The following is a 26,341-nucleotide window of genomic DNA, read 5'->3' as shown; positions in this document are numbered from 1 at the left end:
AGATTGGCATTGCGATTAGGCGCAAGTCCGCGATTTGTCAACAGAAACGGGCGGGATTGGTGCGATTGTGAACTTGTAACCTTAATCGCTATGCCTAATCCGGCCGCTTGTCTGTGTGCCGGCTCAGTAACGGAACTGTTCGGCCAGGATGCGCTCGTTCCAGGAATGATTGGGATCGAACAGCAGGGTCGCCGTTGCTGTCGGCGACTCGCGAACCGTTACGGAGGTCACCGCCTTGACCTCCGTATGGTCGGCGGCGGCGTTCACCGGCCGCTTTTCCGGCTCCAGAATGTCGAAGCGCACGGTCGCCTTGTTGGAGAGCAATGCGCCACGCCAGCGGCGCGGGCGAAACGGGCTGACCGGCGTGAGCGCCAGCAGTGGGGCGTCGAGCGGCAGGATCGGCCCGTGCGCGGAAAGATTGTAGGCGGTCGATCCGGCCGGCGTCGCGATCATCACGCCATCGCAGTTCAGCTCTTCGAGCCGTATCTGCTCATCGATGGTAATGCGAATCTTTGCCGTCTGGTAGGACTGGCGCCAAAGCGCCACCTCGTTGATCGCCAGTGCGGAAACCGTTTCACCCTCCGAGGTGACGGCTTGCATCTCCAGCGGGCGGATCGTCTCGGCGACGGCTGCCGCGATGCGTTCGGTGAGGCCGCCGGAACGATACTCGTTCATCAGGAAACCGATGGTGCCACGGTTCATGCCGTAGACTTTCTTCCCCGTCCCCATCGTGTCGCGCAGGGTCTGCAGCAGGAACCCGTCGCCGCCCAGAGCCACGACTACCCCGGCATCGGCGACCGGACATTGGCCATAACGGGCCGACAGGCTCTCCAGCGCAGCCTTGGCGTCTGCTGTGTCGGACGAGACGAAGGCGATGCTGTTGGCGGCTGTGCTCATGGCTCCCCGATCGCGACCGATTGGCGGCGGCGGGTCTGGCCGCGCCAGCGCCGGGGTAGCATGGTGCGGGTAGGTCTGCAAAGGGAGCCGTCGTGCCAGCCGGCAAGGCCATGCCGCGACGGCATCGCCCGGACCGGCAGGTCGCGCTTGATGTCATGGTTTGAGCGAATGTGATGGTTAAGAGGGGGCTTAAGCTCTCGTAAAGCCCGATCGATCATGTTAGCCGGCATGGGTGGCGTGGGGCGCCCGCAGCATCGCTGTATCCTTCGGGAGACCAAGAGGACGCTGTGGCACTTTTGTTTTGTGCGCAAGATCTCCTGGATGATTCCGGTCTTGGGGGCACGCACCAGCCAGACGAGGCCGACATATTGCCGGTAACACGCCTGATCATCGTCTTTGTCATGCTGGGTAGCTTCGCGCTGATCTTCGCCGAGCTTGTGCGCCAGTCTGAAGAATTGAGCATCAGACCACAGCCCACGGCGTCGCGCTGCGGCGATGCCGCGGGAATGCCTTGCCCGCAAAAGGCACTGTAACCCGCGAAAATACACTTACCCATCCGCACCATATATCCGGCGATGGTCTCATCCTCGGATAGCCGGCCACCAATTGGCGCGGAACAAGTTTGATCGTTGCAATTGCGGTATCGATGAAAGCACTGCTAGAAGTCCCTCGGATCTGGATAGGACATGGTTCCCATAGTTTCTGGGAACGGGCCTATCCGGGGCGTTGAACGAAGAGTTTCTGGAGGGGGGGTGGGCATGCCACGCAGCGTGTTGGTTTCTGGTGGCTGCGGCTTCATTGGTTCCCATCTTGTCGATCGTCTGCTGCGGCGCGATGATCTGGAAACGCTTGTTGTCGTCGACAATCTGTGGACCGGATTGCAAGATAACATTGCCCATGTCTCGGACCCGCGGTTCAGCCTGCGGATTGCCGATGCCGAAAGCTTCACCGCCAGCCGGCATTTTGACGAGATCATCCATCTGGCGTCACCGGCTTCGCCCGTGTGGTATATGCGCGAGCCGGCGCGCACGATCAGGGCCAACATAGGCGGCGCGCTCAATCTTCTGTCGCTGCTCAAGCCCGGCGGTCGCTTCTGCTTCACCTCGACTTCGGAAGTCTATGGCGATCCCCTGGTCTCGCCGCAGCCGGAGACCTATCGAGGATCCGTGGACTGCACCGGGCCACGGGCCTCCTATGACGAGAGCAAGCGCTGCACCGAGGCGCTGCTGTTCGAAGAACAACGCGTCAACGGACTCGATGTGCGCGTCGTCAGGCTGTTCAACACCTATGGGCCGCGAACGCGCATCGATGATGGCCGCGCCGTTTCGAATTTTGTCTGCCAGGCGCTGACCACGGGAATCCTGACCGTCTATGGCGATGGCTCGCAATCGCGCAGTTGGGGCTACATCGACGATATCGTCGACGGGTTGGAGCGGTTCTTCTGGCGCGACGGCATCTCGCACCGGGGGCCCTTGAACATCGGCAACAATCGCGAGGTCTCAGTTCTCGAGACCGCGAAATTCGTCAGTTCGCTTGTTCCGGGCAGCCGCATCGAACACCATGCGCCTGCCCCGCAGGATCCGACAAACCGGTGCCCTGACCTGACGATGGCAAGACAGGTGCTTCCCGATTGGGAGGCAAAAACCGGCTACCAGGAGGGGATCCAGCGCACCTTCGAATGGTTCCGCCGGCAGATTGCGACTGACGCCAGATCGGTGGCGTCAGCCTGAGCGCCTGACGCTTTTTACGAGTTCAGGCCCGACCAATCATAGCGACCGTGAGACTGAATCGAGCTTGCCGGTAAAGTAGGGTTCAAGCACGGTTTCGAAGGCCTTCAAGGCCGCGCCGATCGCCTGGTGCATGTCGAGATACCGGTAGGTGCCCAACCGTCCGCCGAGATGCAGGTTTTTCTCGGCGGCCGCCCGTTCGAGATAGCGACGGTAAACCGCCTGATCCCGGCGTGTGTCGATCGGATAGTAGGGCTCGTCGGCGCGGCCGGCAAAACGGGAATACTCGCGACCGATGAGTGTCTTGTCGCTCTTGTGTTGGCGTTCCGGATTGAAATGCCGGAATTCGACCACGCGGGTGTAGGGCACGGCTTCGTCGGCATAGTTCATGATGGCCGTGCCCTGATGATCCGGCGTGTCCATGACCTCGAGATCAATGTCGATGGTCCGCCAGCCGAGCTCGCCCTCCGAGTAGTCGAAATAGCGGTCAATCGGACCGGTGTAGACGACCGGCAGGTCTTTCGGCAGCAAGGGTTTGATATCGAAAAAATCGACGCCAAGCCGTGTCTCGATGAGCTCGTGCGCGAGCATTTTTTCGAAGATCGCCGTATAGCCATCCACCGGTTGGCCCTGGAAGCGGTCGTTGAAGTAGCCATCCTCGAACGTATAGCGGACCGGCAGACGGGCGATGATCTGCGCCGGCAGTTCGCGCGGATCCGTCTGCCATTGCTTGGCGGTGTAGCCTTTGATGAAAGCCTCGTAGAGCGGACGGCCGACGAGGGAGATCGCCTTTTCCTCGAGATTGGCCGGCGGGCGATCGCCAAGCTCCGCCGCCTGTCCGGTGATCATGCTGCGCGCCTCGTCCGGGCTCAGCCGCTTGCCGAAGAACTGGCAGATCGTGGCAAGGTTGATCGGCAGCGGATAGACCTTGTCGCGATAGGTCGAAAACGCACGATGGCGATAGGCCGTGAAGCCGGTGAAGGCGCGCAGGTAATTCCAGACCTCTTCGTTGGATGTGTGGAACAGATGCGGCCCGTACCGGTGGATTTCGACGCCGGTGGCGGGATCCTGTTCGGTGTAGGCATTGCCGCCAATATGCCGGCGCCGGTCGATCACCAGAACGCGCCGGCCGAGTTGCGTGGCGATGCGCTCGGCGAGCGTCGCGCCATAAAAGCCCGCGCCGACAATGAGAATGTCCGCTTCGCTGAGCAGGTTCTTGTCCATTCGCGGATCTGCCGACTTATGGTTAGAGTTTGATCTGAGACAGTTCGACCGGCTTGGAATACTGCCTGCGCAGCAGGTGCCAAAGTCGCCTTTTCCACTTGTGCACCTGACGAAAGGCACTTCGGCCCAGAACATAGTCAGCCACCATGCGCAAGCCGATAATCGGCCGCGATCGCCAACGCCTGCCTTTGAGGTCAACGGCCTCGTAAGACAGGGGAAAGAACTCGCCAAATCCATATCGCAACCCCAGTTGGCGGAGTTCCGACTCCGCCGTGTGGCCGGACCCGAGCATCGTGGTAGCCAAGTGAACTCCCACTGGCCGCGTGTGGCGGACAGGTAGGGCGTCGAATACGGCTGATCTTCCAAGGTTTCGTACGGCAAGCCGCGTCCACAAGGAGTCGAGACCGAAACCGCCCATGGAGTGTTCGAAAAGCGGTAGCATCTTGGCCACGATGTCGGTCCTTATGCAGGGAGCCATGACCTCGATCTTGTCGACCAGGCGAAATTCGAAACTCTTGCAGCGAAGAAACGGCAGGTGGGTATAGTAGCTATCCAGCGTCAGTGCCGGTTGGCCGACGTGCAGGTCGAACCGGCGCATACTGACGAACAAAGCTTCGATGGTCGCCCGGTCGGCCTCGATATCGTCGTCCGGGAACCAGATATATCGGTAGTGATCTAGCAGTTCGGGCCGCTCTGAGAACAGAGCGTGTATGCCGTCCCATTTTCCGCCCTTGTAATCGACACGGTTTTCACAGGGCAGACGGAAAGCTGACGGATCGCTGCCGTAGTAGCTGACGATCAAATCGAATTCACATCGGGGATCGTCCGCCCCCCATCCGCGATGGAGAGAGTTGTCATCGGCCCTGACGACGACGAGATTGCGGCAGGCAGCGTTCGTCATGGCCCCGCTGTCGGCATTTATGCCTTGGTCCAATACTGTCATGGCGAGCCCCTACACCAAAGCCGGATGAATGCGAAGAGCTGCGGGCTGTGAGGGAATTGGCCGTCCGGCAGCGGAACGCGCCGCGATCTTGCCACTCGGCGGGAATCTGGATTCGTCATACGATAGGTTCTAGGCTCGCCATCGGCTGTAAAGCTGATCAGAACACGCGCCCATTGCTGGCAGGACCTCATGAAGCTGATTGTTGTGACCCCGGCAGGCCGCGAGAAATATCTGCGCCTGCTCAGCCACCATGTTCTGAAAAGTCCTGAGGTGCACGAATGGCATCTGTGGGACAATTGCCGCAACGAAGCCGACCGGGCCTATCTCCAGCGATTGGCTGCCAGCGATCCGCGCTGCAAGATAAAGACGCTTCCGAGCGCCGACGGCAGCATCGATGTCATCGGCAGGTTCTTTCGCTTCTGTGACGACGCCGACGCTCTCTATCTGCGCCTCGACGATGATGTGGTTTTTCTGGAGGAGGGCTTCCTTCCCAGATTCAAGGCGCGGGCCTTGGCGGAAAAGGGAGCGGCCCTCTGGTATGCGCCGCTCATCATCAACAACGCGGTCTGCAACAGCTTGATCAAGAATCTTTCCAGGGTTCTGATCGAAGGACCGCTCACCTGCCAGGCGATGTGTCCTTATTCCTGGGCTCATGCAAGCTTTCCAGAGGCGCTTCATCCGGTCTTCATCGAGGCTGTCCGGACGAACCGGCTGGGTGATTTCCGTGTGCCCGACCGGGAAGTCAGGCTGGGGCGCTTCTCCATCAACGCGATCGGGTTTTTCGGGTCGGATATCCTGGAGATCGGCGAGCTTTTCTTCCCGCCGGGAAATGACGAGGAGGAATGGCTGTCAGTGACCTTGCCGACGAAGCTCGATCGGCCGGGAAAGGTTTTCGGCGATCTGGTCGCCGCGCATTTCAGCTTCTTCACCCAGGAGCAGCGTCTGCTGCAGACCAGCATCCTTGACGACTATTATGCGCTCGCCGGCCTGCCGGCTCCGCTTTACGAGAAGCCGGTTGTCCAAACGAGATTGAAGGACCGTCTGAGGCCATGGCGCAAGCCAAGGAACCGCGGTCCGGACTATCGGATTTCACTTCCCGCCAGCAGGGATGGCTGAAGTCCCGCTGCCTTCGTCCGCTCCTCACTGTGTAGACCCTGCCGGGTGACCGGCAGCGGCGCGGCAATGCTGATGAAAAGATATTGACTGTATAGTTAGTTATAATCTAGCTTTGAACAAACGACCAAGTTGGCCAGCTGGTATCCGCAGTGAATGGCCGCGAAGAGGGGAATTTTGACAGCCAGTCGGCTCGCCATGGGCCGAAAGGCATCGCCAGGCTTGTTCATCAGCAGGAGACGGACCGAGGCGGCAACGCGGCCGGTCCCAACAATGGGAGCACTAGCATGAACTGGAAACTGACCGCGGCGGCCCTGGGGCTGTCGCTGCTTGCCGTGACAGGCGTGGCCCGCGCCGATGGCGAACTCAACATCTACAACTGGGGCAACTACACCAGCCCGGACCTCATCAAGAAGTTCGAGGAGATCTACAAGATCAAGGTCACCGTAACGGACTACGATTCCAACGACACCGCATTGGCCAAGGTCCGCCAGGGTGCATCCGGCTATGACATCGTGGTGCCGTCAGCCAGTGTCGTGCCGATCTGGATCAGCGAAGGTCTGCTCCTGGAAACCGATCCCAACAAGATGGAGAACTTCAAGAATGTCGATCCGCGATGGGTCGATGTTCCCTTCGATCCGGGCCGCAAATACACAGTCCCATGGCAGTGGGGCACGACAGGCATTTCGGTGAACAAGTCGGTCTATGCCGGCGACCCGAACACGTCAGCGATCTTCCTCGATCCGCCGCCTGAGCTCGTCGGCAAGATCAATGTCGTGCCCGAAATGGGTGACATCATGTTTCTCGCCATCGCCTATGAGGGCGGCAAATACTGCACCGACGACATGCAGGTGCTGAAGAAGGTGCATGACAAGCTGGTCGAGGCAAAGGCGAAGTGGCTTTCGCTGGACTATGCGGCTGTCGACGGCCTGGGCAGGGGCGACATTGCAGCCGGCGTCAACTGGAACGGCATATCGCTGCGCGAGCGGCTCGAGAACGCCAAGATCGTCTACGGCTATCCCAAGGAAGGTTTTCCGATCTGGATGGACAATGTTGCCGTCCTCAAGGACGCCAGGAATGTCGAGAACGCCAAGCTCTTCCAGAACTTCATCATGGACCCGAAGAATGCCGCCATGATTTCGGCTTTCGCCCGCTATGCCAACGGCATCAAGGGTTCCGAGGCTTTCATGCCGGACGACATGAAGACGGCGCCTGAAGTGGCGGTTCCGGCTGAATTCGCCGCCAAGGGCCAGTTCATGCCGGCCTGTCCACCGGATGTGCAGGCGCTCTACACGAAGATCTGGACCGACCTCCAGAAATAGCGCCGCCAACACCAACGAACAGCCACCGGGCCGCGACACGCGGTCCGGCAACCCTTCATGCCAAGTGCGATCTCACGATCGCGGGAGACTTCCGATGTCCGATCTCGACCTTTGCTACATGCCGGCCAATGAGGCGCTGCGGCTGTTCAAGGCGAAGAAACTGTCGCCCGTCGAATTGATGCGGGCCACCATCAGTCGTGCCGAAGCCACCAGATCGGCGATCAACTGCCACACCTTCACGCATTTCGAGGAAGCGATGGGATTGGCCGCCAAGGCCGAGGCGAAATATGCAAAGGGCGCCAGGACCGGCGCGCTCGAAGGCCTGCCCATCGGTATCAAGGACGAGAGCTACATCAAGGGCAAGCCGACCTCGCACGGCTCGCTGCTGTCGAAGGACGCCGTTGGTGGCCATACCTCGACCATGAACGAACGCATCATGAAGGCTGGCGGCATCGTCCATGCCCGCACGGCGACACCGGAATTCAGCTGCGCCGGCTATACCTGGTCGAAGCGGTGGGGTGTCACCCGCAACCCATGGAATCGCGATTTCACGCCAGGCGGCTCGTCGGGTGGTTCGGCGGCAACGCTCGCTTCCGGCACATCGTCGATCGCCACCGGCTCTGACATCGCCGGATCCATCCGCATTCCCGCCTCGGCCTGCGGTCTTGTCGGCTTCAAGCCGCCTTACGGCCGCAATCCGGACGAGCCGCCCTTCAACCTCGATTTCTATTGCCACACCGGACCGCTGGCGCGAAACGTGAGGGATGCGATCCTGCTGCAGAATGTCATGGCCGGACCGAGCCCGCTCGACATCGCCACGCTGCGTCCCAAACTGCGCCTGCCGCTCGACTACAAGCCGATCAAGGGCTGGAAGATCGCATTGTCGATGGATCTCGGTTCCTTTGAAGTCCATCCCGACGTGCGGAAGAACACGCTTGCCGCCTGCGATGTGTTCCGCTCGCTGGGTGCCACTGTCGAGAAGGTCGACCTCGGCTGGGGCGATGAAGTGCTCAAGGCCGGCATTGCTTATCTCGAGCACCTGTTCGGCGCCTCCCTGTCGCAACTGCTCAAGAAGCACGGCAAGGACATGACCAGCTATGCCAGGCAGTTCGCCGAGGACGGGCAGAAATCCAAGGCCACGGAGTTTGTTGCGACCCTCGATGTGGCGGCACGGATGTACCAGACGCTTGGCCCGTTGCTCGAGACCTACGATGTGCTGATCTGCCCGACGAACGCGCTGCCCGCGGTGCCGGCGGAGTTCGACCAGACCAGGGACAAGGTCGAGATCAACGGCAAAGAGGTGAACCCATCGCTGGGCTGGGTGATGACGACGCCGTTCAACATGCTGAGCCGCTGCCCGGTTCTGACCATACCGTCGGGCCGCGCCGCCAATGGCGTGCCGACTGGCATGCAGATCGTCGGCCGCACCTACAGCGATGCCGATGTCTTCCGGGCAGGGTTGGCCTATGAAACGGCTCAGGGCCAATGGTATGGAAACGCGCAGACACGTCCGGCGCTTTGAGCGACTTCCGGGATGAGCCGGCGTACCATATGCCGTAGTAACTTATGCGGCGGATAGTTCCGCCGCGGGTCCGAAAGGCCTGACGAAAATGGCGCAACGCAAGCCAACCGCAAAGCCGGAGAAACGCAAGGCTGTGGCGACGAAAGGCGCGGCAAACGATGCCGCGCCTCCCAGGGACCGTCGGCGCGAGCGTGGCGAAGCGAGCGTGCAGCGCATCATTGACGCCACCATAGAGCTCATCGCGGAGGAGGGCCTGGCGAGCGTCACCATGCAGCGCATTGCCGAACATGTCGGCTCGTCCAACGCGCTGGTCGTCTTTCATTTCCGCAGCAAGGAGAATCTGTTCCGGGCGGTGCTGCAATATCTCAGCGATCAGTATGACGCGCTCTGGGTCACGCTGGTGCGGGCACCCGGCCTGTCGCCGGTTGAACGGTTATTGGGCGCGGTCGATTGCGCGCAACGCTTCGCCCGGCAGCATCCGAAATGGGTGTCGGTCTTTGTCGTGTTCTCCAGCGACCGCAAGAGCATGCAGATTTACAATGAAATCGGGCTGCCGAGCGACTTGGCCTATACCGCCGAAGCGCGCGAGCTGCTGGTCGAGATTTCACGCAGCGGCGGCTATGCCGGCGTCGACATACAAACCTTGTCGGAGAGCCTGAATTATCTGGTTCACGGCGCATGGTATTGGGATCATCTGAACCCCTCCAGCCGTGACACCGATGTGCTGCGCAAGACCATGCTGCTCCTGCTGCATCAGGCATTTCCACGGCATTTCGAATTGATGCGTTGATCCGATCTAACGGGTGCGCCGCAGATGGCAGCCGGCCTGCCGCTTCCGCGCCAGGTATTCGTCTACAAGCTGGCGGTAGCGCACCTTGCCGAAGCTCGGAAAATGGCCGCCATGCACGACCGAGACATCAAGGTCGCGCATGGCGAGCAGGGTCGCCGCATAGTCCGGGACATCCGAGTGGTAGGCGTCGTCGATCAGCGGGCCATCATAGATGATGTCGCCGGACAGCAGGATGCCGGTCTTTCGCTCGTAGAGTGCTATGCCGCCGGGTGAATGACCGGGCGTGTGGATCACCTCGAAGGCGCGGTCGCCGAGATCGACGACGTCGCCATGTTCGAGCAAGCGGTCGGCCGGGGCGGGCAGGATCCGGTAGCGGGACGACTCCCAACCCCGCGGCAATCGATCGAACATATCGTCGGTCGCATAGCGGTCGGCCACTGTCCATTCATTGCGCGGATCGGCGAGGATTTCCGCCTCGGCACGGTGCACGCAACGGTCGGGAAATTCGTGATGGCAGCCGATATGGTCGAAATGCGTGTGGCTGGCGACGCAGGTCAGCTTTCGCTCGCTCACCAGAGGCACATGCGTGCGCAGGCTGAAATGGCCAAGACCGGTGTCGAACAGAAGATCGCGGTCGCGGCCGCGCACATGCCAGATGTTGCAGCGGAAGAACGGCTTGAGCCATGGCTCGTGGATCAGCGTGACGCCGTCGGCCATGCGGATGGTCTCGTACCAATCAGCGGCGTCGATGGCCGGAAAACTTCCCATTTCAGTCCGCCAAAACGATGATCTGGTCGGTATTGCACGAAACGGCAACCGTGTCGCCGGGCTGGACGGTGGCTGACGCTTGCAGCTTGGCGATGAACTGCAGCGAGGGATCTTCGGCGGAAATGGCCAGCACGCGCTTGAAACTGCCCTGGAAAACGACGTCGCTCACTTTTGCCATGCCGAGACCCGCGGTGCCCGCGGCTCCGCCGAGAATGAGATGCTCCGGCCGTATGGCCAGCGCAATGGCCGAACCCGCAGGCAAAGTGCCGGCCACCAAAACCGGTCCAACCGGCGTCGCGACGGTGATCGTCCTGTCCTTGGCCTCCGTCACCTTGCCGGCAAGGATCGTGCTTTCACCCATGAAGGTGGCGGAAAAACGCGTCGCCGGCCTGTGATAGACGCGCTCGGGCGGCCCTTCATCCTCGATGCGGCCGTCATTCATCACCACGCAATGGTCGGCCAGCGCCATTGCCTCTTCCTGGTCGTGGGTGACATGGATGAAGGCGGTGCCGACGCGCTTCTGGATCGCTTTCAACTCGTCCTGCATCTGGCGGCGCAGTTTGAGGTCGAGCGCGCCGAGCGGCTCGTCGAGCAGCAGCACCGCCGGCTCGATCACCAGCGCCCGCGCCAGCGCCACGCGTTGCCGCTGCCCGCCGGAGAGCTGGTGCGGTTTCTTGTCGAAGGCGGAGCCCAGCCCGACCAGCGCCAGCGCTTCGCGCGCCCGGGCGGCGCGTGTCGTCCCGTCAACACCTTGCATGCGTAGCCCAAAGCCGACATTGCCGCCGACGCTCATATGCGGAAACAGCGCATAATCCTGGAACACGGTCGTCGTTGGACGCTTGGCCGGCGGCAAGGCGGTGCAGTCCTCGCCGCGGATGAATACCTTGCCTTCGCTTGGGGTGACGAAGCCGCCGAGAATGGACAACAGCGTCGTCTTGCCGGAGCCCGACGGCCCGAGCAGGATCGTGTAGCTGCCGGGCTCGATCCGCAGCGAGATGCCTTTCAGTACGGCCAGCTGCCCGAAACGGTGCGAGACGTTGCGGATGTCGACCAGGGGCGCGCTCATGCCGGCTTTCTCCGCAACAGGGTCAGTTCGAACAGCACCACCAGCACGATGGAAACGGCAAAGACCAGCGAACCGACGGCGTTGGTTTTCGGGTTGAGGCCGGAGCGCAGCAGGTTCCAGATTTCCACCGGCAGCGTGGTGTCGAAGCGCGTCAGCAGGAAGGAGATCACGAACTCATCCCAGGAGAAGGTCATCGACAGGAAGAAGCCGGCGAAGATGGCCGGCGCCATCACCGGCACGGTGATGAGGAGCAGTACCTTCCATTCCGGCGCGCCGAGGTCGCGCGCGGCGCGCTCGATGTTGATCTGGTGGTTGCCCATCTGGCTGTAGATGATGGCGAAGCACAGCGGCAGGTTGATCACCACATGGCCGATGCCGGCGGCAAGCAGCGATTTCGGCACGCCGGCCCAGTTAAACAGCACCAGAAGCCCCATGCCGATGATGAGGTAGCTGACGGTCAGCGGCAGTGTAATCAGCCCGCGCAGCAGGCCCGAGCCCGGCAGCACGAAGCGGGCGAAACCCCAGGCGGAGAGGAAGCCCAGCGTGACGGCGGTGGCCGAGGAAAGCACCGCTACCATCAGCGAATTGACCAGCGCCGAAGTCAGCCGCGCGTCGGAGAGCACCGCCTCATACCAGCGCAGCGACGGGCCGGTGAAGGGCGGGATCGGAAACGACGTCGCCTGCAGCGAGAACAGCACCAGCACGACAACCGGCAGGAAGATGAAGCCGTAGACGGCAAGCGCGTAGACCCAGGAAGCAACGCGGACGATCTGGCGCATGGTCACGCCCGCTCGATCTTCAGCCAGCGCGCGCAGGCAAGATAGGCGATGGTCACCACCGCCATCAGGATGATCGACAGCGCCGAGGCCAGCGGAAAATCGCCGCGCCGGCCGATCTGCATCATCACCAGTTGCGGCATCAAAAGCTCGTTGTTGCCGCCAAGGATCTGCGGCGTGATGTAGTCGCCGATGCACAGCACGAAGGTGAGGAAGGCGCCGACCATGATGCCGGGCAGGGTCAGCGGCAGAATGACATGCAGGAAGGTTCGCACCGGCCCTGCGCCGAGATCGGCGGCCGCCTTGCGGTAACTCGGGCTGAGCTGCTTGAGGTTGGCGAAGATGGTCAGCGTCAACAGCATGACGAAGAAATGCACGAAGCCGGTGACGGTGGCCAGGCGTGTATTGGCCAGCTGCAGCGGCTCGGAGATAAGGCCTGAACCGGTCAGCACGCGGTTGATGACGCCGTTCTGCGCCAGCACCAGCAGCCAGGAATAGGAGCGCACCACATAGGACGTCCAGAACGGCAGCACGGCCAGCATCAGCGCCAGCCGCTGCCAGCGTTCCGGCACCTGTTCGGCTAGGATCCAGGCAAAGGGATAGGCAAGCAGCACCGAGACCACGGTGACGATCGCCGTCACTTGCAACGAGTTCACCATCGCCTGCCAGTAGGAAGGGTTGGTGAAGAACTGGCTGTAATTTGTGAGCGTGAAGCCGCCGCCCTCATGCGCCGTGAGACTCGAAAACCCCATGGCGATGAACGGCAGCACGAAGAACAGCAGCGTCCAGCCGAGCGCCGGCGTGACCAGCGCCCAGGGCAGAGCATCGCTCGCCCGGGGCAAGGCACGGTCCGTCCGAGGCGGGGCACGTCCGCTGTTTGCCGAAGCGCTCATCAGCGGCAGGCGCTCACTTCGCCTGCAGCATTTCAGTCCACATGTCCTGCATCTTCTTGTCGAGATCGGCATTGGGCGCCGGATAGGCTTGCGCGCGGGCGAGGAAGCCCGGCTGCTCGTCGAAACGCAGGATCTTCTTCTGCTCGTCGGTCAGCGCTGCCTTGGTGTTCGACGGCATGCCCCAATAGCAGGAGGAAGTGGCAAGCCGCGCCTGGCCTTCCGGGCTCAATATGTACTGGATGAACTTCAGCGCCATGTCCTTGTTCTTGGAATCCTTGAACATGGCGAGCGATTGCGACCACAGCACCGCGCCCTCTTTCGGGATCGAAAAATCCAGCGCCGGGTTTTCCTTCGCCAGCCCCGCCGTCACCCATTCGCCGCCGCCGACCAGAATATCGACTTCGCCGGTGGCGAGTGCCGTCTGGCTGGCGGTCACTTCACCGACCAGCTTGGCGTTGGCCTTCATCTTGAGAAGCTCTTCCTTGAGGGCGGGCAGGTCGGCTTCGGTCAGATCCGCCGTCTTCTTGCCGATGGCGAGCGCCGCCATGCCGATGACGGGCAGGTAATAATCGTAGATGGCGACCTTGCCCTTGTATTTGTCTGATGTCAGCGACGCCAGGGACTGCATGTCGGCCGGATCGACCTTGGTCTTGTTGAAGCCGATCGTGTTGTAGCCGAACTTTTCGGTGATGCCGTAACGCTTGCCGCCCACCACAGTGGAGCCGTCCATCTTCACCTGTGGGAAGAGGTCGGCGAAGGGCAGCTTGTCTTCCGGCAGCGGCTCGAACAGGCCCTTTTCGACACCGCGCGGCACGTCGATCGAGTCGATCACCATCACGTCCCAGTCGCCTGGCTGCGACTGCTCGACGATCGCCAGACCGGCGCCGGTGCCCTCGAATTCCTTGACGTTGACCTTGACGTTGTTGGCTTCCTCGAAGGGCTGCAGCAGCGCCGGATCGGAATGATCGCACCAGATCAGCGCGTTGAGATCGGCGGCCTCGGCGAGGCTGCCGGCGGCAAGCAGCAGTGCCGTGGCGGCGCATGCCGCGTGCAGGTGGCGCTTCAGGACGGACAGCGGATTCCCGGATGCGGATTTGATGGACATCGAGTGTTCTCCCTTGCCTTTGTGGCTTCTTGCAAAAAATTGAACCAATTCTAAAATTGAGTCAATTCTGTTTTTATGGCAAGAGGCCGATATGAGCGGATTGCGGGCAAGGCAAAAGGCGGACCGGCACAGGCGCATCATCGAGGCGGCGGCGGCGCTTTTTCGCGAGGCCGGCTATGAGGGTGCCAAGATCGAGGCGATCGCCGCCCAGGCTGAGGTCTCGGTCGGCACGATCTACAATTACTATGAGAACAAGGGCGATATCCTCGGCGCCATCGTCTCGCTGGAGGTCAACGAGGTGCTCAATGCCGGGCGCGGCGTCGTCGCCCGGCCGCCGGCCAATGTCGGCGATGCGCTGGACACGCTGGTCGGCATCTATATCGAGCACTCGCTACACTATCTCAGCAAGGAGATGTGGCGGCAGGCGATGGCGATCTCGACGCAATTGCCCGACAGCCCGTTCGGCCAGGCCTACACCGCGCTCGACCGCTCGCTCACCGAGCAGATCCGAGCGCTGATCTCCCGGCTGCAGGAACTAGGCCTGGTGCGCCGGGACATAGACGGGGCAGCCCTCGGCGAACTGATCTTCAACAACATGAACATGATGTTCATCGAATTCGTGAAGCGCGACGAGGCCAGGATACCGGAATTGCGCGCGGCGATACGCCGGCAGAACCGGATCTTGGTAGCGGCGATTGGGGTGTGATGGGGATTACGGCCGGATCGGCTGAGCGGTTGACAGGTGTCTTTGGCGCAGTCTGTGCGAAAACCACTCGAGAGCCGGTCATAGAGGTGCCTAAGTTCGGTGCCCAGCTAGCGCATGTGGCATGTGAATAGCTTGTAGAAGGGGCAATGCGCAGCTTTTTCGGCGCTCTCTTGGCATCCGGTATGTTTTCCGCTCCAGCATTTGGCGCTGACATCGAAGGGCCCATGAAGCAATTCGGCCGCGTTGGAGCGTGGTCGGCGGATTGCAGCAGGGACGTTTCCCAGCCGACGATGGATAGAGTTACTTTGCGGCCCCGCCTGGCGGAGAGGCGACGGCGACCATCCTCGACAAGCACGGCGGGGTGTTGGTTACCACTGTCGATCAAGTCACTCGATCGGCACTCGTTGCCAGCGATGAAATCGGGATCGGCCTTCATCCCCTAACGGTCACCCGTTCAGATGGCAAAACGGCATCCCGACACGACTACGACAACATGCATCTTGTCTTTCAGAAGGTTGGATCAAGGATCGAAGTGGTTCGGATTCAGTTCGAAGGCCTGCCGGAAATCCAGCGCTCCGCTTTTTTCGAGAAATGCCCGAACTAGGGCATTGGGCGGTTAGCGGCGCTGCCGTGTCGTTCCCACCAGTTCGTAGGGCCGGAAGATGTCGGCGCAAAATCAACGCCCAGCAGCAAGTTTTGCATGTGCGGCTTATCAGCTCTCACTACATGATGGCGCGGCCACTCAAAATCGGGCAGGAATGCCCAAATGCCAGTTTCCAGCCGCAAAATTGTCCGACTCACATCCGCGTCCCTGCTCATAGGGTTTGCGGCGCTTATGGCCATCGTCGCCACCAACTTCTGGCTGGGGCAGAGAGCTCAATCCTATTTCGACAATGCGATTGAGGCGCGCGACACGCGTATCGCGGCCGTCGAGTTGAGAAATGCAATGCAGACGGCGGAGGCGAGTGAGCGCGGCTTCGTCATCACCGGGAACGAGATCTATCTGGGGCCTTACCAGACCGCCAAGGCGCAAGCGCAGCGTCATCTGCAGACTTTGCAAACCTCGCTGACATCCTACCCCAATTCGCAATCCACGCTGCAACGGCTATCCGCGATCATAACCACCAAGTTTAATGAGCTCGACCAAACGATAGCTCTCAAGCGTGATCAGCGCGACGCCGAGATACTGGCGATATTCCGCACCAACAGAGGCAAGGCTCTGACCGACGAAGCCAACGTGTTCTTTTCGGGGATCATTGGACGAGCCGATGACCGGCTGACGTCAGGGGTCGCCGAACAGCGTGCCAACAGCGCATGGCTGCGGCTCGTTTCGGCAATCGGCGGGTTCGTCATCGTCGCGGTGGTTGGCGGAGCAGCCTATGGTGCCGCTCGGTACACCAGAGAACTTCGCGACACGCGCGACGAGGTCAATGCGCTCAACAGCGAGCTAGAGCAACGGGTCGCCACCCGTACCGAGGACCTGGCCAAGGCGCGCGATCGGGCCGAAGTGCTCTTGTCGGAGGTCAATCACCGCGTGGCCAATAGCCTGGCTCTGGTCTCGTCGCTGGTGAACTTGCAATCGAAGGCCGTCGGAGACCGCGCTTCGAAGGATGCGCTCGCCGAAACCCAGGATCGCATCTTTGCGATTTCGCTCGTTCACAAGCGGCTCTACGGCTCATCCGACGTCCGCTCGGTTGATTTGGACGAATATCTCATCGGGCTGCTCGATCACCTGCGAACCTCGCTGCGCAGCCAAGTCCATGGTGTGGGCCTGTCTTACAACATCGACCAGATCAAGCTCGAAACCGACATCAGCATCAACCTTGGCGTGGTGATCACCGAACTGGTCACCAATGCCTTCAAATACGCTTATCCGGATGGTGTCGGAGAAGTCCGCGTCCGGCTCAGCAAGCTGCCAGGCGAGCAAGCGGAATTGGTGGTTGAAGATGATGGGGTCGGAAAGGTTGAAGGTACGCCCGCCAAAGGGACCGGTGTTGGCAGCAGGATCATCCATGCCATGTGCATCAGCCTGGGTGCCAAGATCGAGTATCGAACGCTTCAGCCAGGAACAGCCGCTCATTTGCAGTTTTCGACGAAACCACGGCGCTCTACCGCCGCATAGTAGACCGCGCCGTCGCGAGGTGGAAAAATTGACTGCAGCAGCACCGGGCGTGTGATGTGATAATCATGGCGCCAGCAATTGACGCCGACGGGGGCAGACGTGTTTGATCATAAGAAGATTGCCTGCCGATGGCCAACCGGGTCAGCGATAGCTCTGCTTCTAATTGCCACGATGAGCGGGACTTTCGCGAGTGCCGGGGAAGGCGGCCCGGGCATTACGCAGCGGACAGTATTCCCCGCCTTCGATCCAAACGCGCCCTCATGCAACGCCCCGGCTGGTCTCACAAAAGTGCTGGCCTATGTGCAGGAGAACGACCGCGACTTCCTGCAGGGGGTCGACCATGGCCTGACCATGGCCGCAAAGAATCGGGGCTTGGAATATCGAAGAGTTCTGGTGGAAAATGATGTGGGAAAGGCGATAGCACAGGTTCAGTCCTTGGTGGCGGCAAAGGTTGGCGCCATGGTTGCCACCTCTCCGGATCCGGCGGCTTTCAGTCCCGCCCTTCAGCAGGCAATCTGGTCGGGTGCGTTTGTCGGCACCATCGTACCTCCGCCGGCAACACTGCTGCTCAATGCACCGCAATATCGAACGGGCAAGGTGCTGACCGACGCAGCGATCGATCACATCAAAACCAAGCTCGGCGGGAAGGCCAAGGTCGTTCTGCTGACCCAGGATACGATGGAGTTTCTGGCGCCTCGGTTCGAGGCAATGCGCGCCGGCCTGAATGCGATGCCCGGCGTGACGATCGTGGCGGATATCGCGCCGAAGCCGGTTAGCAAGGAAGGCGGGTTCGCCACCATGCAAACCGTCCTTCTTGCCAATCCCGACATCGACGTGGTGCTCGGCGGCGACGCGGTCGTACTTGGTGCGCTGGAGGCGTTGCGTGCGGCGGGGAAAGATCGGCCCGACCAATTCCTCGGCGGAATTGACGGCGAGCCGGAGGCTGTCGCTGAAATCAGGAAAGGAAACAGCCCTTACAAGGCGAGTATCTCGTTGTCCTCGCCGGTTTTCGGGTATGCCATGGGAGAGTTTGCAGCCGACTGGCTTGGAGGCAAAAGTATTCCCCAGGCGATGGACATCCTTCCCATAGCGCTGACGAGCGCCAACCTTGCGCAGTATGAGGCCGACCTGAAGGACCCAGCCTCGGTTTATGCGGACGCGGTGCGACGGGACGCCTATCTGAAAACGTACGGGAACATCTGCTACGACAGCCGCGACAGATACGTAAACTTCCCTTGGTCGTCGGAGCAGAAGTAGCCGATTGCTGCTGGGGTCTTATCCTCGCTGCTTGGCAGGCGAGTGAGCAACAAAAGCCGAACTGTCTCGGGTGAACTGGTGCCCCCGGCAGGAATCGAACCCGCGACCTTCGGTTTACAAAACCGCTGCTCTACCAGCTGAGCTACAAGGGCATGGCGCCCCGTTAGCATATTTCGTGCGCCAGTAAAGACAAAACTCCATTTTCAGTTACCCGCAGCGTGCTGAAATCCACGAAGACAGTTCCTACATGGATGTCAGGTGCAATCGCTTCGGACTGGAGTGTCGCATGATCAGGCTTGTCATCATTCTCCCCATCGTCGTCATCGCCTGGATGCTGCTGGTGAAGCTCATCAGCGACGTGAAGAAGGCCAATGTCGACTGGACCGGCGTGACCACGATCGTGGGCTTCATCGCGCTCGCCTTCTGGCTGCGCCACATCACGGGCATGGGGTGAAGGGGGTAGCCAGTAGTGGTCCGCGACCCCATGTGATCCGCCTCTCGCTACTCCTCCGCCTCACCGAAAAATCTCCTCGACCTTCGAACCTTTTCCCGCGCCACGCCGACTGAGGTTCGGAGGCGAATGGGTCGCCTCGATCAAGGATCCAGGAGATCATCGTGTTCAAGCGCACTCTGACATCAGGCCTCGTTGCCATTTTCGTCGCCATCGGCGCGCTCGCCGGCACCGTCGGCACATCGTCTGCCCACGGCATGCATAATCATCATCACAACCATCACCACAATCACCACAAGAAGCACTTCAAGAAGCATTGGTGGTGGCACCACAACCATCATCACCACAAGCACGGCAAGGTGATCATTTTCCTTTGATGGAGGGACCCACTTCTCCTCAAAAGGGCGGCTTCGGCCGCCCTTTTTCGTTCGCCACGCCCACCTTTCGATCGTCTGGCGAAGTGGGAGATACCTGGTGAGGGGATATCGGCCGGCTCTGCAAAAAATCGAAAAAAGATGCGAACCTTTTCCTGCGCGGCAACGACAGATGATCAAGAGGCGGATGGATCGCCTCGGTCAACGAAGCAAGGAGATCATCATGTTCAAGCGCACACTCGTTTCCGGCCTCATCGCCACCACCGCTGCCACCACCATGCTTGTCGGTACCGTTCAGCCTTCGGCGGCTCATTCGCATCACCACGACCTCGGCATCGGCATCGCCGCCGGCGTCGGCGGGTTCGTGCTGGGCAGCCTGCTCGCCCAGCAGCCGCCACGTACCGTCTATGTCGACGAAGACGGCGGTTCCTGGCACGTCCGCCGCTGCTTCGATCGTTACTCCAGCTACGATCCGGACTCGGACACCTATGTCGGTTACGACGGCTATCGCCACTACTGCCGGCTCTGAGGGAGGACTGTTCAACAACAGAAAGGGGGGCTCGCGTGAGCCCCTTTTCCGTTGCTTCACAAATGCTTACAGTTGCGTTTTCGAGCTGGGATCAGAGATTGGCAGTCCGGCTGCGTTGCATGTGCTGCTGACGATATGCCTCGTTTCCGAAGCGTCGCCCATGGCGACGAGTTCGAGGCTGCTTCCCGAATCCGGGTAGATCTTGGCAATGAAGGCTTGGTCGCCGCCGTAGCGGCCGGAAGAATCCTTGCCGTTGACGAAGCCGCAGACGACGATCTCCTTGCGGCCGTTCAGCGTCCGCTCGCCGGCAAGCATCCTTCCAAACCTGGCGGAAGCAGGATCCGGCAAGTGCTGACGGATGCCGGTGGTTATGATCTCCTCCAGGGTAAGCGGGATCGGAATGGGATCGACCCGCTGGCCGCCGGCATCAGGTCGAGGTGCCGCCGCCACGCATCCGCAAAGTGAAGCCGTAAGCAAGAGCTGAACCGTTTTCCGCATCCGTGCCCTTTCGCATGCATTCGAATGCCGCGGCAAGGCGGCGTCATGCTGCCGGCGATGTCGAGCGATTTTGCGAACGTCCAATCGGCCATTCGAGCGCCAACAGAGGGGAGAGTGACCTTGGACGAGCAGGACCCTGACTGCGACCAGGAGCGCGTTGCCCTGGTCAAGCCGCTGATCAACCGGCTTGCGCGCCGCCGATCATCCTGGTCACTTCGGCCGCGGCACTGCGCACCATCGGGCCGATCTCGGCCAGCCGTTCCGGCGTCACCCGCACGGTCGGCCCCGATACGGAGACGCCGCCGATCGGTTCGCCGAATTCGTTGAAGATGGCGGCGGCCACGCAGCGCATGCCGGGATGCCGCTCCTCGTCGTCGACCGACCAGCCGCGCTGCTTGATGATAGCCAGGTCGTGGGCGAGGGCAGGAATCTCGGACAGCGTCTTGTCGGTGAAGCGCTGCAGGCCGGCCTTGCGCAGGATTGTCCCGACGCGCTCCGGTTCGAGATGCGCCAGCACCGCCTTGCCGATGCCGGACGCGTGGAAGGGGCTGCGCGTACCCGGTCGGAAGAAGGCGCGGATAGCCTGGTGCGTCTCGACCTGGCTGACGAACACCACGCAATCATCCTCGGCGACGCCGAGATTGGCGGTCTCGCCGGTTCTTTCCATCAATTCCTGCATGACGATGCGGGCGCGATCGACCAGCTTGCGGCGGCGCAGGAACGCCGCGCCCATGCGATAGGTCTCGACGCCGATCGACCACAACTGGTCTGATGTGTCGAACTCGACCATGCCGTGGTTTTCGAGCGTCGTCAGCATGCGGTAGGCGGTGGAGGCGGCAAGGCCGCTTTGCGCCGAAATCTCGCTCAACGACAGGCCGCTGCCCTCCGCGACGATGGCCAGGATGCGCAAGGCCCGGTCGAGCGATTGCACCGAACCGGCCTCGGATGGTCCGTTGAAAGCGCGCGGACGACCACGCTGCCGTTTCTCAGTGGTTTCCATGGCGCCAGTCTCGCAAATTTCACCGAACACGCAATGAAAAAGTTTTTCAATTAGGCGAGGCAGAAAATCCTGGAAAACCGAAAAACAAATAAAATCAGGGCACAGGAGCCATTTTCTAGAAATGAAAAAATATTCTGAAAAAATTGAAAAATAGCCGGCTTGCTGCCATCCTCGGCCATCCAACAATGACAACCCTAGTGGAGGGCCGGAAAATGGCCAGGATGCGCGCTGTCGATGCGGCGGTTCTCGTTCTCGAAAAGGAAGGTATTTCCTGCGCCTTCGGCGTGCCGGGCGCGGCGATCAATCCGCTCTATTCGGCGCTGAAGGCGAGGGGCACGATCCGCCACGTGCTGGCCCGTCACGTCGAGGGCGCCTCGCATATGGCCGAAGGCTACACCCGCGCCAAGGCGGGCAATATCGGGCTCTGCATCGGCACTTCGGGGCCGGCCGGCACCGACATGATCACTGGGCTCTATTCGGCATCAGCCGATTCCATTCCAATCCTGTGCATCACCGGGCAGGCGCCGCGGGCACGGCTGAACAAGGAGGATTTCCAGGCCGTCGACATCGCCGCGATCGCGGCACCCGTCGCCAAATGGGCGGTCACCGTCATGGAGCCTTATCTCGTCCCGATGGCTCTGCAGAAGGCATTTCACCTCATGCGCTCGTCGCGGCCCGGCCCGGTGCTGATCGACCTGCCGGTCGACGTGCAACTGGCCGAGATCGAATTCGATATCGACGCCTATGAGCCGCTGGCGCCGTTCAAGCCGGCGATGACGCGCGCCCAGGCGGAAAAGGCGCTGGCAATGCTGAACGCGGCCGAAAGGCCGCTGATCGTCGCCGGCGGCGGCATCATCAACGCCGACGCGTCGGATCTGCTGATCGAGTTTGCCGAAATATCAGGCGTTCCGGTCATCCCGACGCTGATGGGCTGGGGCGCGATCCCCGACGACCACCGGCTGATGGCCGGCATGTGCGGACTGCAGACGTCGCATCGCTACGGCAATGCGACGATGCTCGAGGCCGACTTCGTCTTCGGCATCGGCAACCGCTGGGCCAACCGCCACACCGGCTCGGTCGACGTCTACACAAAGGGCAGGAAATTCATCCATGTCGATATCGAGCCGACGCAGATCGGTCGTGTCTTCGCGCCGGACCTCGGCGTCGTCTCGGATGCGGGTGCCGCGCTGAAAATTCTGCTCGACGTCGCCACCGAGTGGAAGACATCAGGCAAGCTGCGCGACTGGTCCGGCTGGGCAAAGGAGTGCCAGGGCCGCAAGAAGACGATGAAGCGCAAGACGCATTTCGATCAGGTGCCGCTGAAGCCGCAGCGCGTCTATGAGGAGATGAACAAGGCGTTCGGCCGCGACGTCACCTATGTCACCACGATAGGCCTGTCGCAGATCGCCGGCGCGCAGTTCCTGCATGTCTACAAGCCGCGCAACTGGATCAATTGCGGCCAGGCCGGGCCGCTCGGCTGGACGCTGCCCGCTGCCCTTGGTGTTCGCGCTGCCGATCCGAACCGCACCATCGTGGCGCTGTCGGGCGACTATGATTTCCAGTTCATGATCGAGGAACTGGCGGTCGGCGCGCAGCACAAGCTGCCCTACATCCACGTCGTCGTGAACAACGCCTATCTCGGCCTGATCCGCCAGGCGCAGCGCGGTTTTGCGATGGACTACGAGGTGAGCCTTGCCTTCGAGAACATCAACCGGTCAGGCGATCCAGAAGCCGGCTATGGCGTCGACCACGTGGCGGTCGCCGAGGCGATGGGCTGCAAGGCGGTCCGGGTGCGCACGCCCGAGGAGTTTGCGGGTGCCTTCAGGCAGGCGCAGCGGCTGATGAAGGAGCACCAGGTTCCCGTCGTGCTCGAATTCATCCTCGAGCGCGTCACCAACATCTCGATGGGCACCGAGATCGACAAGATCACCGAATTCGAGGAACTTGCCGAACATCAGGAAGACGCCCCGACCGCTATCGTGATGCTCGACTGATAAGAAGGACAAGAAGAATGCCACGTTTTTCGGCCAACCTATCGATGCTCTTCGGTGAGCATGATTTCCTCGATCGCTTCGACGCAGCCGCACGCGCGGGCTTCAAAGGCGTCGAATATATCGGGCCCTACGACCATGCGCCCGAGGTGGTGGCGGCGAGACTGAAGAAGAACGGCCTGACCCAGGTGCTGTTCAACCTGCCGGCCGGCGACTGGGGCAAGGGCGAGCGCGGCATTGCCGTACTGCCGGACCGCGTTCCGGAATTCCGCCAGGGCATCGCCAAGGCGATCACCTATGCACAGGCGCTCGGCTGCCCGCAGGTGAATTGCCTGGCCGGCATCGCGCCCGCCGGCGCCGACCGCAAGGTGCTGGAGGATGTTTTCACCGAGAACCTTGCCTTCGCGGCGGAGAAACTGGAGCAGGCCGGCATCCGGTTGCTGATCGAGCCGATCAACACCCGCGACATTCCGGGCTTTTTCCTGAATTACTCGGATCAGGCGCTGGCGATCATCGACCGCGTCGGCTCGAAAAACCTGTTCCTGCAATACGACATCTATCACATGCAGATCATGGAGGGGGATCTCGCCCGTAAAATCGAGGCCAACCTCGGCCGCATCGCGCATATCCAGCTTGCGGACAATCCCGGCCGTCACGAGCCGGGAACGGGCGAGATCAATTATCCCTTCCTCTACGACCACATCGACCGCATCGGCTATTCCGGCTGGATCGGTGCGGAATACAAGCCGAGGGCCGGCACCGACGCCGGGCTTGGATGGTTCCGGGATCTGGCCGGGCAGGGAAGCGCTGCGGCTTAAGATCGGGCGCCGAAGCTGCCAATCTCCCCACCTGTCGGGGAGATGGCCGGCAGGCCAGAGGGGGCGCGAAGGAACGCGGCCCAACAAAAGACGGAGAAAAACAATGGAAACCATAGGCTTTATCGGCCTCGGCATCATGGGCGCGCCGATGGCGGGGCATCTGCTGGATGCCGGGTACAAGGTCATCGCCAGCGACCATCGCTCCAAGCCGCCGGCGGATCTCGTCGCCAAGGGCCTGAAGTCAGTCTCCGGCCACGCCGCCGTCGCCAAGGCGGCCGACATCGTCATCACCATGGTGCCGGATACGCCGCAGGTCGCCGATGTGCTGTTCGGCGACAATGGCGTCGCGGACGGCCTGTCCAAAGGCAAGCTGGTCATCGACATGAGCTCGATCTCGCCGATCGAGACCAAGGTGTTCGCCCGCAAGATTAACGAGCTCGGCTGCGACTATCTCGACGCGCCGGTCTCCGGCGGCGAGGTCGGCGCCAAGGCGGCGTCGCTGACCATCATGGTTGGGGGCGAGGACAAGCCCTTCGAGCGCGCAAAACCCGTCTTCGAGAAGATGGGCAAGAACATCACTTTGGTCGGACCGAACGGCGTTGGCCAGACCACCAAGGTGGCCAACCAGATCGTCGTCGCGCTGACCATTGAAGCCGTCGCCGAAGCGCTTGTTTTTGCATCGAAAGCCGGTGCCGATCCGGCCAAGGTCAGGCAGGCGCTGATGGGCGGGCTGGCGGCCTCGCGCATTCTCGAAGTGCATGGCGAGCGCATGGTCAAGCGCACCTTCGCGCCGGGCTTCCGCATCGAACTGCACCAGAAGGATCTCAACCTGGCACTGGAGGGCGCCAAGGCGCTCGGCGTCTCGCTGCCCAACACTTCCACAACGCAGCAGCTCTTCAATTCCTGCGCCGCCAATGGCGGCGCGAAGGAGGATCATTCGGCGCTGGTGAGGGCACTGGAACGGATGGCCAATTTCGAGGTCGGCGGCGAAGTGGCCGCGATCAAGGGCAAAGCGGCATAGGTCGGGAGAAGGCGGCGTAACGTTCCCAAGCCGCCAACTCCTGCCCGTCGAAGAACGGGTTTCGGCGTCTGTCGCCGGAACCCGTTTCTCGTTTGGAACAAATAGTCTGCTTGTTTCCGGTTCAGCCGCGCTTCAAGAATGCCCGCGCCGCGTACAAGCTCACCGCTGCCGCGTTCGACACGTTGAGCGAGCGGATGGCGCCGGGCATATCGAGCCGCGCCAGCGTCGTCACCGTCTCGCGCGTCTTCTGGCGCAGGCCCTTGCCTTCGGCACCGAGCACCAGCGCGATCCTGTCACCGGCAAAGCTGGTCTCGAGTTCCGCCGGCCCGTCCGAATCAAGTCCGATCGTCTGGAAGCCGGCCTCATGCAGTTGCCCGAGCGCGTCGGCCAGGTTCTTCACCTCGATCTGGTCGATATGCTCCAGCGCGCCGGAGGCGGATTTCGCCAGCACGCCCGATTCCTGCGGGCTGTGGCGCGCCGTGGTGATCAGCGCGCCGGCCCCGAAGGCGACCGCCGAGCGCAGGATGGCGCCGACATTGTGCGGATCGGTGACCTGGTCGAGCACCAGCACCAGCTTGGTGTCGCCGAGCGCGTCGAGGCGCTTGGGTTTCAGCGGTTCCGCCTCGATCAGCACGCCCTGATGCACGGCATCCGATCCGGTTATCTTGTCGATGTCCCTGGGTTCGACCAGTTCCGCCTTGAAGGGCAGGGCGGCAAGATCGGCAATCTCAAGACGCTCGGCCGCATTGCGTGTCACCAGCATTTTGCGAATCTTGCGGCGCGGATTGTCGAGTGCGGCGCGCACCGTGTGCAGGCCATAAAGCCGCACCAGGCCGTCGGTGGCGTTTTCGCCGGGCGGAACGGGTTGGCGCGGCCGGAACGCAGGCCCGCCGCCGCTTTTCTCGTCGCGGTGCGCGCGGCGCAGCTTGGCGTAATGGGTGTCTTTGGGGGTATTGGTCTTGTTGCTCATGGCCGGCTTCTATAGCCGTCTGCCGCGGCCAAGGATATGGCCCGTCGCCGCAGCCGGCGAACAACATCGAAAAACCCTTCCTGCGCGGTTGACACCCACTGGCCTTGCCGCCATAAGGCGCTTCGCTGATTTCGGAGAAGACATCTATCTCGGGCTCCGGGATCGGCAAGAATGCCTCGTTGCATGGCTCCGGCGGCAGACTGGAGAGGTGCCCGAGTGGTTAAAGGGGACGGACTGTAAATCCGTTGGCTTAGCCTACGTTGGTTCGAATCCAACCCTCTCCACCACTGCCGGCCCGGAAGCCCTGAAACGAGAAAAGCATCGGGCCGAAAAGTGCATGGCGCTTTTCGGGTGAATCCGATACTTCAGTGCAAGGCGCGGGTATAGCTCAGTGGTAGAGCAGCAGCCTTCCAAGCTGAATATGCGGGTTCGATTCCCGCTACCCGCTCCAGATTTTC

Annotated in this window: 26 protein-coding genes and 3 tRNA genes; 17 read left to right on the top strand and 12 right to left on the bottom strand. The window is 61.5% G+C overall.

Annotation, left to right across the window (positions count from 1 at the left end; genetic code table 11):
* Positions 1-123 precede the first annotated feature (123 nt).
* Positions 124-897, bottom strand: a complete 774-nt coding sequence (locus AC07UC_RS22960; protein WP_056566482.1) for an NAD kinase — start codon at positions 895-897, stop codon at positions 124-126.
* A 287-nt stretch (positions 898-1,184) separates the two neighbouring features.
* On the opposite strand from AC07UC_RS22960, the gene AC07UC_RS22955 reads away from it, so the two are divergent.
* Positions 1,185-1,430, top strand: a complete 246-nt coding sequence (locus AC07UC_RS22955; RefSeq protein ID WP_494907495.1) for a hypothetical protein — start codon at positions 1,185-1,187, stop codon at positions 1,428-1,430.
* A gap of 225 nt (positions 1,431-1,655) precedes the next feature.
* Positions 1,656-2,627, top strand: coding sequence for an NAD-dependent epimerase/dehydratase family protein (locus AC07UC_RS22950; protein WP_494907494.1), 972 nt, complete (start codon positions 1,656-1,658; stop codon positions 2,625-2,627).
* Positions 2,628-2,663: 36 nt separating this feature from the next.
* Here AC07UC_RS22950 and glf read toward each other — a convergent pair whose 3' ends face one another.
* Together glf and AC07UC_RS22940 are read right to left on the bottom strand one after the other, a co-directional pair.
* Positions 2,664-3,848, bottom strand: a complete 1,185-nt coding sequence (gene glf, locus AC07UC_RS22945; RefSeq protein WP_494907493.1) for a UDP-galactopyranose mutase — start codon at positions 3,846-3,848, stop codon at positions 2,664-2,666.
* A 22-nt stretch (positions 3,849-3,870) separates the two neighbouring features.
* On the bottom strand, positions 3,871-4,791 hold the full coding sequence (locus AC07UC_RS22940; RefSeq protein WP_494907492.1) for a hypothetical protein: 921 nt from the start codon (positions 4,789-4,791) through the stop codon (positions 3,871-3,873).
* Positions 4,792-4,980: 189 nt separating this feature from the next.
* On the opposite strand from AC07UC_RS22940, the gene AC07UC_RS22935 reads away from it, so the two are divergent.
* From AC07UC_RS22935 to AC07UC_RS22920, 4 genes are all read left to right on the top strand, one after another.
* The gene (locus AC07UC_RS22935; protein WP_140767708.1) at positions 4,981-5,907 is read left to right on the top strand and encodes a hypothetical protein; all 927 of its coding nucleotides are present in this window, start codon (positions 4,981-4,983) and stop codon (positions 5,905-5,907) included.
* Between the two features lie 284 nt (positions 5,908-6,191).
* The gene (locus tag AC07UC_RS22930) at positions 6,192-7,226 is read left to right on the top strand and encodes an extracellular solute-binding protein (RefSeq protein WP_494907491.1); all 1,035 of its coding nucleotides are present in this window, start codon (positions 6,192-6,194) and stop codon (positions 7,224-7,226) included.
* Positions 7,227-7,320: 94 nt separating this feature from the next.
* Positions 7,321-8,748 (top strand): amidase, encoded by a 1,428-nt coding sequence (locus tag AC07UC_RS22925; protein ID WP_494907489.1) that lies wholly within the window; start codon positions 7,321-7,323, stop codon positions 8,746-8,748.
* A gap of 88 nt (positions 8,749-8,836) precedes the next feature.
* Positions 8,837-9,538, top strand: coding sequence for a TetR/AcrR family transcriptional regulator (locus AC07UC_RS22920; RefSeq protein WP_172373935.1), 702 nt, complete (start codon positions 8,837-8,839; stop codon positions 9,536-9,538).
* A gap of 6 nt (positions 9,539-9,544) precedes the next feature.
* Here AC07UC_RS22920 and AC07UC_RS22915 read toward each other — a convergent pair whose 3' ends face one another.
* The 5 genes from AC07UC_RS22915 to AC07UC_RS22895 are packed head-to-tail and all read right to left on the bottom strand — an operon-like array spanning position 9,545 to position 14,146.
* Positions 9,545-10,306 (bottom strand): MBL fold metallo-hydrolase, encoded by a 762-nt coding sequence (locus AC07UC_RS22915; RefSeq protein WP_494907488.1) that lies wholly within the window; start codon positions 10,304-10,306, stop codon positions 9,545-9,547.
* Position 10,307: 1 nt separating this feature from the next.
* Positions 10,308-11,372, bottom strand: a complete 1,065-nt coding sequence (locus tag AC07UC_RS22910) for an ABC transporter ATP-binding protein (protein WP_494907487.1) — start codon at positions 11,370-11,372, stop codon at positions 10,308-10,310.
* Positions 11,369-12,151 carry an ABC transporter permease gene (locus AC07UC_RS22905; protein ID WP_494907486.1) on the bottom strand — a complete coding sequence of 261 codons (783 nt, stop codon included), beginning with the start codon at positions 12,149-12,151 and terminating at the stop codon, positions 11,369-11,371. Before AC07UC_RS22905 ends, AC07UC_RS22910 begins: the two co-directional genes overlap by 4 nt.
* 2 nt (positions 12,152-12,153) lie before the next feature.
* On the bottom strand, positions 12,154-13,041 hold the full coding sequence (locus tag AC07UC_RS22900) for an ABC transporter permease (protein ID WP_494907485.1): 888 nt from the start codon (positions 13,039-13,041) through the stop codon (positions 12,154-12,156).
* Positions 13,042-13,054: 13 nt separating this feature from the next.
* Positions 13,055-14,146 carry a polyamine ABC transporter substrate-binding protein gene (locus AC07UC_RS22895; RefSeq protein WP_494907484.1) on the bottom strand — a complete coding sequence of 364 codons (1,092 nt, stop codon included), beginning with the start codon at positions 14,144-14,146 and terminating at the stop codon, positions 13,055-13,057.
* Between the two features lie 91 nt (positions 14,147-14,237).
* Here AC07UC_RS22895 and AC07UC_RS22890 point away from each other — a divergent pair, with 91 nt between their 5' ends.
* The 3 genes from AC07UC_RS22890 (at position 14,238) to AC07UC_RS22880 (ending at position 18,231) form a co-directional block, all read left to right on the top strand.
* Positions 14,238-14,852: a TetR/AcrR family transcriptional regulator gene (locus AC07UC_RS22890; protein WP_140767699.1), complete on the top strand. Its 615-nt coding sequence runs from the start codon at positions 14,238-14,240 to the stop codon at positions 14,850-14,852.
* A 766-nt stretch (positions 14,853-15,618) separates the two neighbouring features.
* Positions 15,619-16,974 carry a sensor histidine kinase gene (locus AC07UC_RS22885; protein WP_140767698.1) on the top strand — a complete coding sequence of 452 codons (1,356 nt, stop codon included), beginning with the start codon at positions 15,619-15,621 and terminating at the stop codon, positions 16,972-16,974.
* Positions 16,975-17,262: 288 nt separating this feature from the next.
* Positions 17,263-18,231 carry a sugar ABC transporter substrate-binding protein gene (locus AC07UC_RS22880; protein ID WP_494907483.1) on the top strand — a complete coding sequence of 323 codons (969 nt, stop codon included), beginning with the start codon at positions 17,263-17,265 and terminating at the stop codon, positions 18,229-18,231.
* 76 nt (positions 18,232-18,307) lie between these two features.
* Here AC07UC_RS22880 and AC07UC_RS22875 read toward each other — a convergent pair.
* A tRNA-Thr gene (locus tag AC07UC_RS22875) sits at positions 18,308-18,383 on the bottom strand.
* 134 nt (positions 18,384-18,517) lie between these two features.
* Between AC07UC_RS22875 and AC07UC_RS22870 the strand changes: the two genes are divergently transcribed.
* The 3 genes from AC07UC_RS22870 (at position 18,518) to AC07UC_RS22860 (ending at position 19,585) form a co-directional block, all read left to right on the top strand.
* Positions 18,518-18,685, top strand: a complete 168-nt coding sequence (locus AC07UC_RS22870; protein ID WP_140747078.1) for a hypothetical protein — start codon at positions 18,518-18,520, stop codon at positions 18,683-18,685.
* A gap of 161 nt (positions 18,686-18,846) precedes the next feature.
* Positions 18,847-19,059 carry a hypothetical protein gene (locus tag AC07UC_RS22865; protein WP_494907482.1) on the top strand — a complete coding sequence of 71 codons (213 nt, stop codon included), beginning with the start codon at positions 18,847-18,849 and terminating at the stop codon, positions 19,057-19,059.
* A 220-nt stretch (positions 19,060-19,279) separates the two neighbouring features.
* The gene (locus AC07UC_RS22860) at positions 19,280-19,585 is read left to right on the top strand and encodes a BA14K family protein (protein WP_056566846.1); all 306 of its coding nucleotides are present in this window, start codon (positions 19,280-19,282) and stop codon (positions 19,583-19,585) included.
* Positions 19,586-19,651: 66 nt separating this feature from the next.
* Here the strand turns inward: AC07UC_RS22860 and AC07UC_RS22855 are convergent, their stop codons facing one another.
* Positions 19,652-20,083 (bottom strand): hypothetical protein, encoded by a 432-nt coding sequence (locus tag AC07UC_RS22855; RefSeq protein ID WP_494907481.1) that lies wholly within the window; start codon positions 20,081-20,083, stop codon positions 19,652-19,654.
* A 178-nt stretch (positions 20,084-20,261) separates the two neighbouring features.
* Complete coding sequence (gene bhcR, locus AC07UC_RS22850) at positions 20,262-21,083, bottom strand: HTH-type transcriptional regulator BhcR (RefSeq protein WP_494907480.1); 822 nt, start codon at positions 21,081-21,083, stop codon at positions 20,262-20,264.
* A gap of 212 nt (positions 21,084-21,295) precedes the next feature.
* On the opposite strand from bhcR, the gene gcl reads away from it, so the two are divergent.
* The 3 genes from gcl to AC07UC_RS22835 are packed head-to-tail and all read left to right on the top strand — an operon-like array spanning position 21,296 to position 24,913.
* The gene (gene gcl, locus AC07UC_RS22845) at positions 21,296-23,077 is read left to right on the top strand and encodes a glyoxylate carboligase (RefSeq protein ID WP_494907479.1); all 1,782 of its coding nucleotides are present in this window, start codon (positions 21,296-21,298) and stop codon (positions 23,075-23,077) included.
* 17 nt (positions 23,078-23,094) lie between these two features.
* Positions 23,095-23,892: a 2-oxo-tetronate isomerase gene (otnI, locus tag AC07UC_RS22840; RefSeq protein WP_202322797.1), complete on the top strand. Its 798-nt coding sequence runs from the start codon at positions 23,095-23,097 to the stop codon at positions 23,890-23,892.
* Positions 23,807-24,913 carry a 2-hydroxy-3-oxopropionate reductase gene (locus tag AC07UC_RS22835; RefSeq protein ID WP_494907478.1) on the top strand — a complete coding sequence of 369 codons (1,107 nt, stop codon included), beginning with the start codon at positions 23,807-23,809 and terminating at the stop codon, positions 24,911-24,913. The genes otnI and AC07UC_RS22835 overlap by 86 nt, the downstream gene beginning before the upstream one ends.
* Positions 24,914-25,034: 121 nt before the next feature.
* Here the strand turns inward: AC07UC_RS22835 and AC07UC_RS22830 are convergent, their stop codons facing one another.
* Positions 25,035-25,883, bottom strand: coding sequence for a TrmH family RNA methyltransferase (locus tag AC07UC_RS22830; protein WP_494907477.1), 849 nt, complete (start codon positions 25,881-25,883; stop codon positions 25,035-25,037).
* A 202-nt stretch (positions 25,884-26,085) separates the two neighbouring features.
* Here AC07UC_RS22830 and AC07UC_RS22825 point away from each other — a divergent pair.
* Together AC07UC_RS22825 and AC07UC_RS22820 are read left to right on the top strand one after the other, a co-directional pair.
* Positions 26,086-26,170 (top strand) — tRNA-Tyr (locus AC07UC_RS22825).
* Between the two features lie 90 nt (positions 26,171-26,260).
* Positions 26,261-26,334: transfer RNA gene (locus tag AC07UC_RS22820), tRNA-Gly, on the top strand.
* Positions 26,335-26,341: the final 7 nt, after the last annotated feature.

The organism is Mesorhizobium sp. GW821-FHT04C10 (assembly GCF_059420305.1).
Note: the sequence above shows the minus strand (reverse complement) of the source record. Positions and strands in the feature narration are given on the sequence as shown.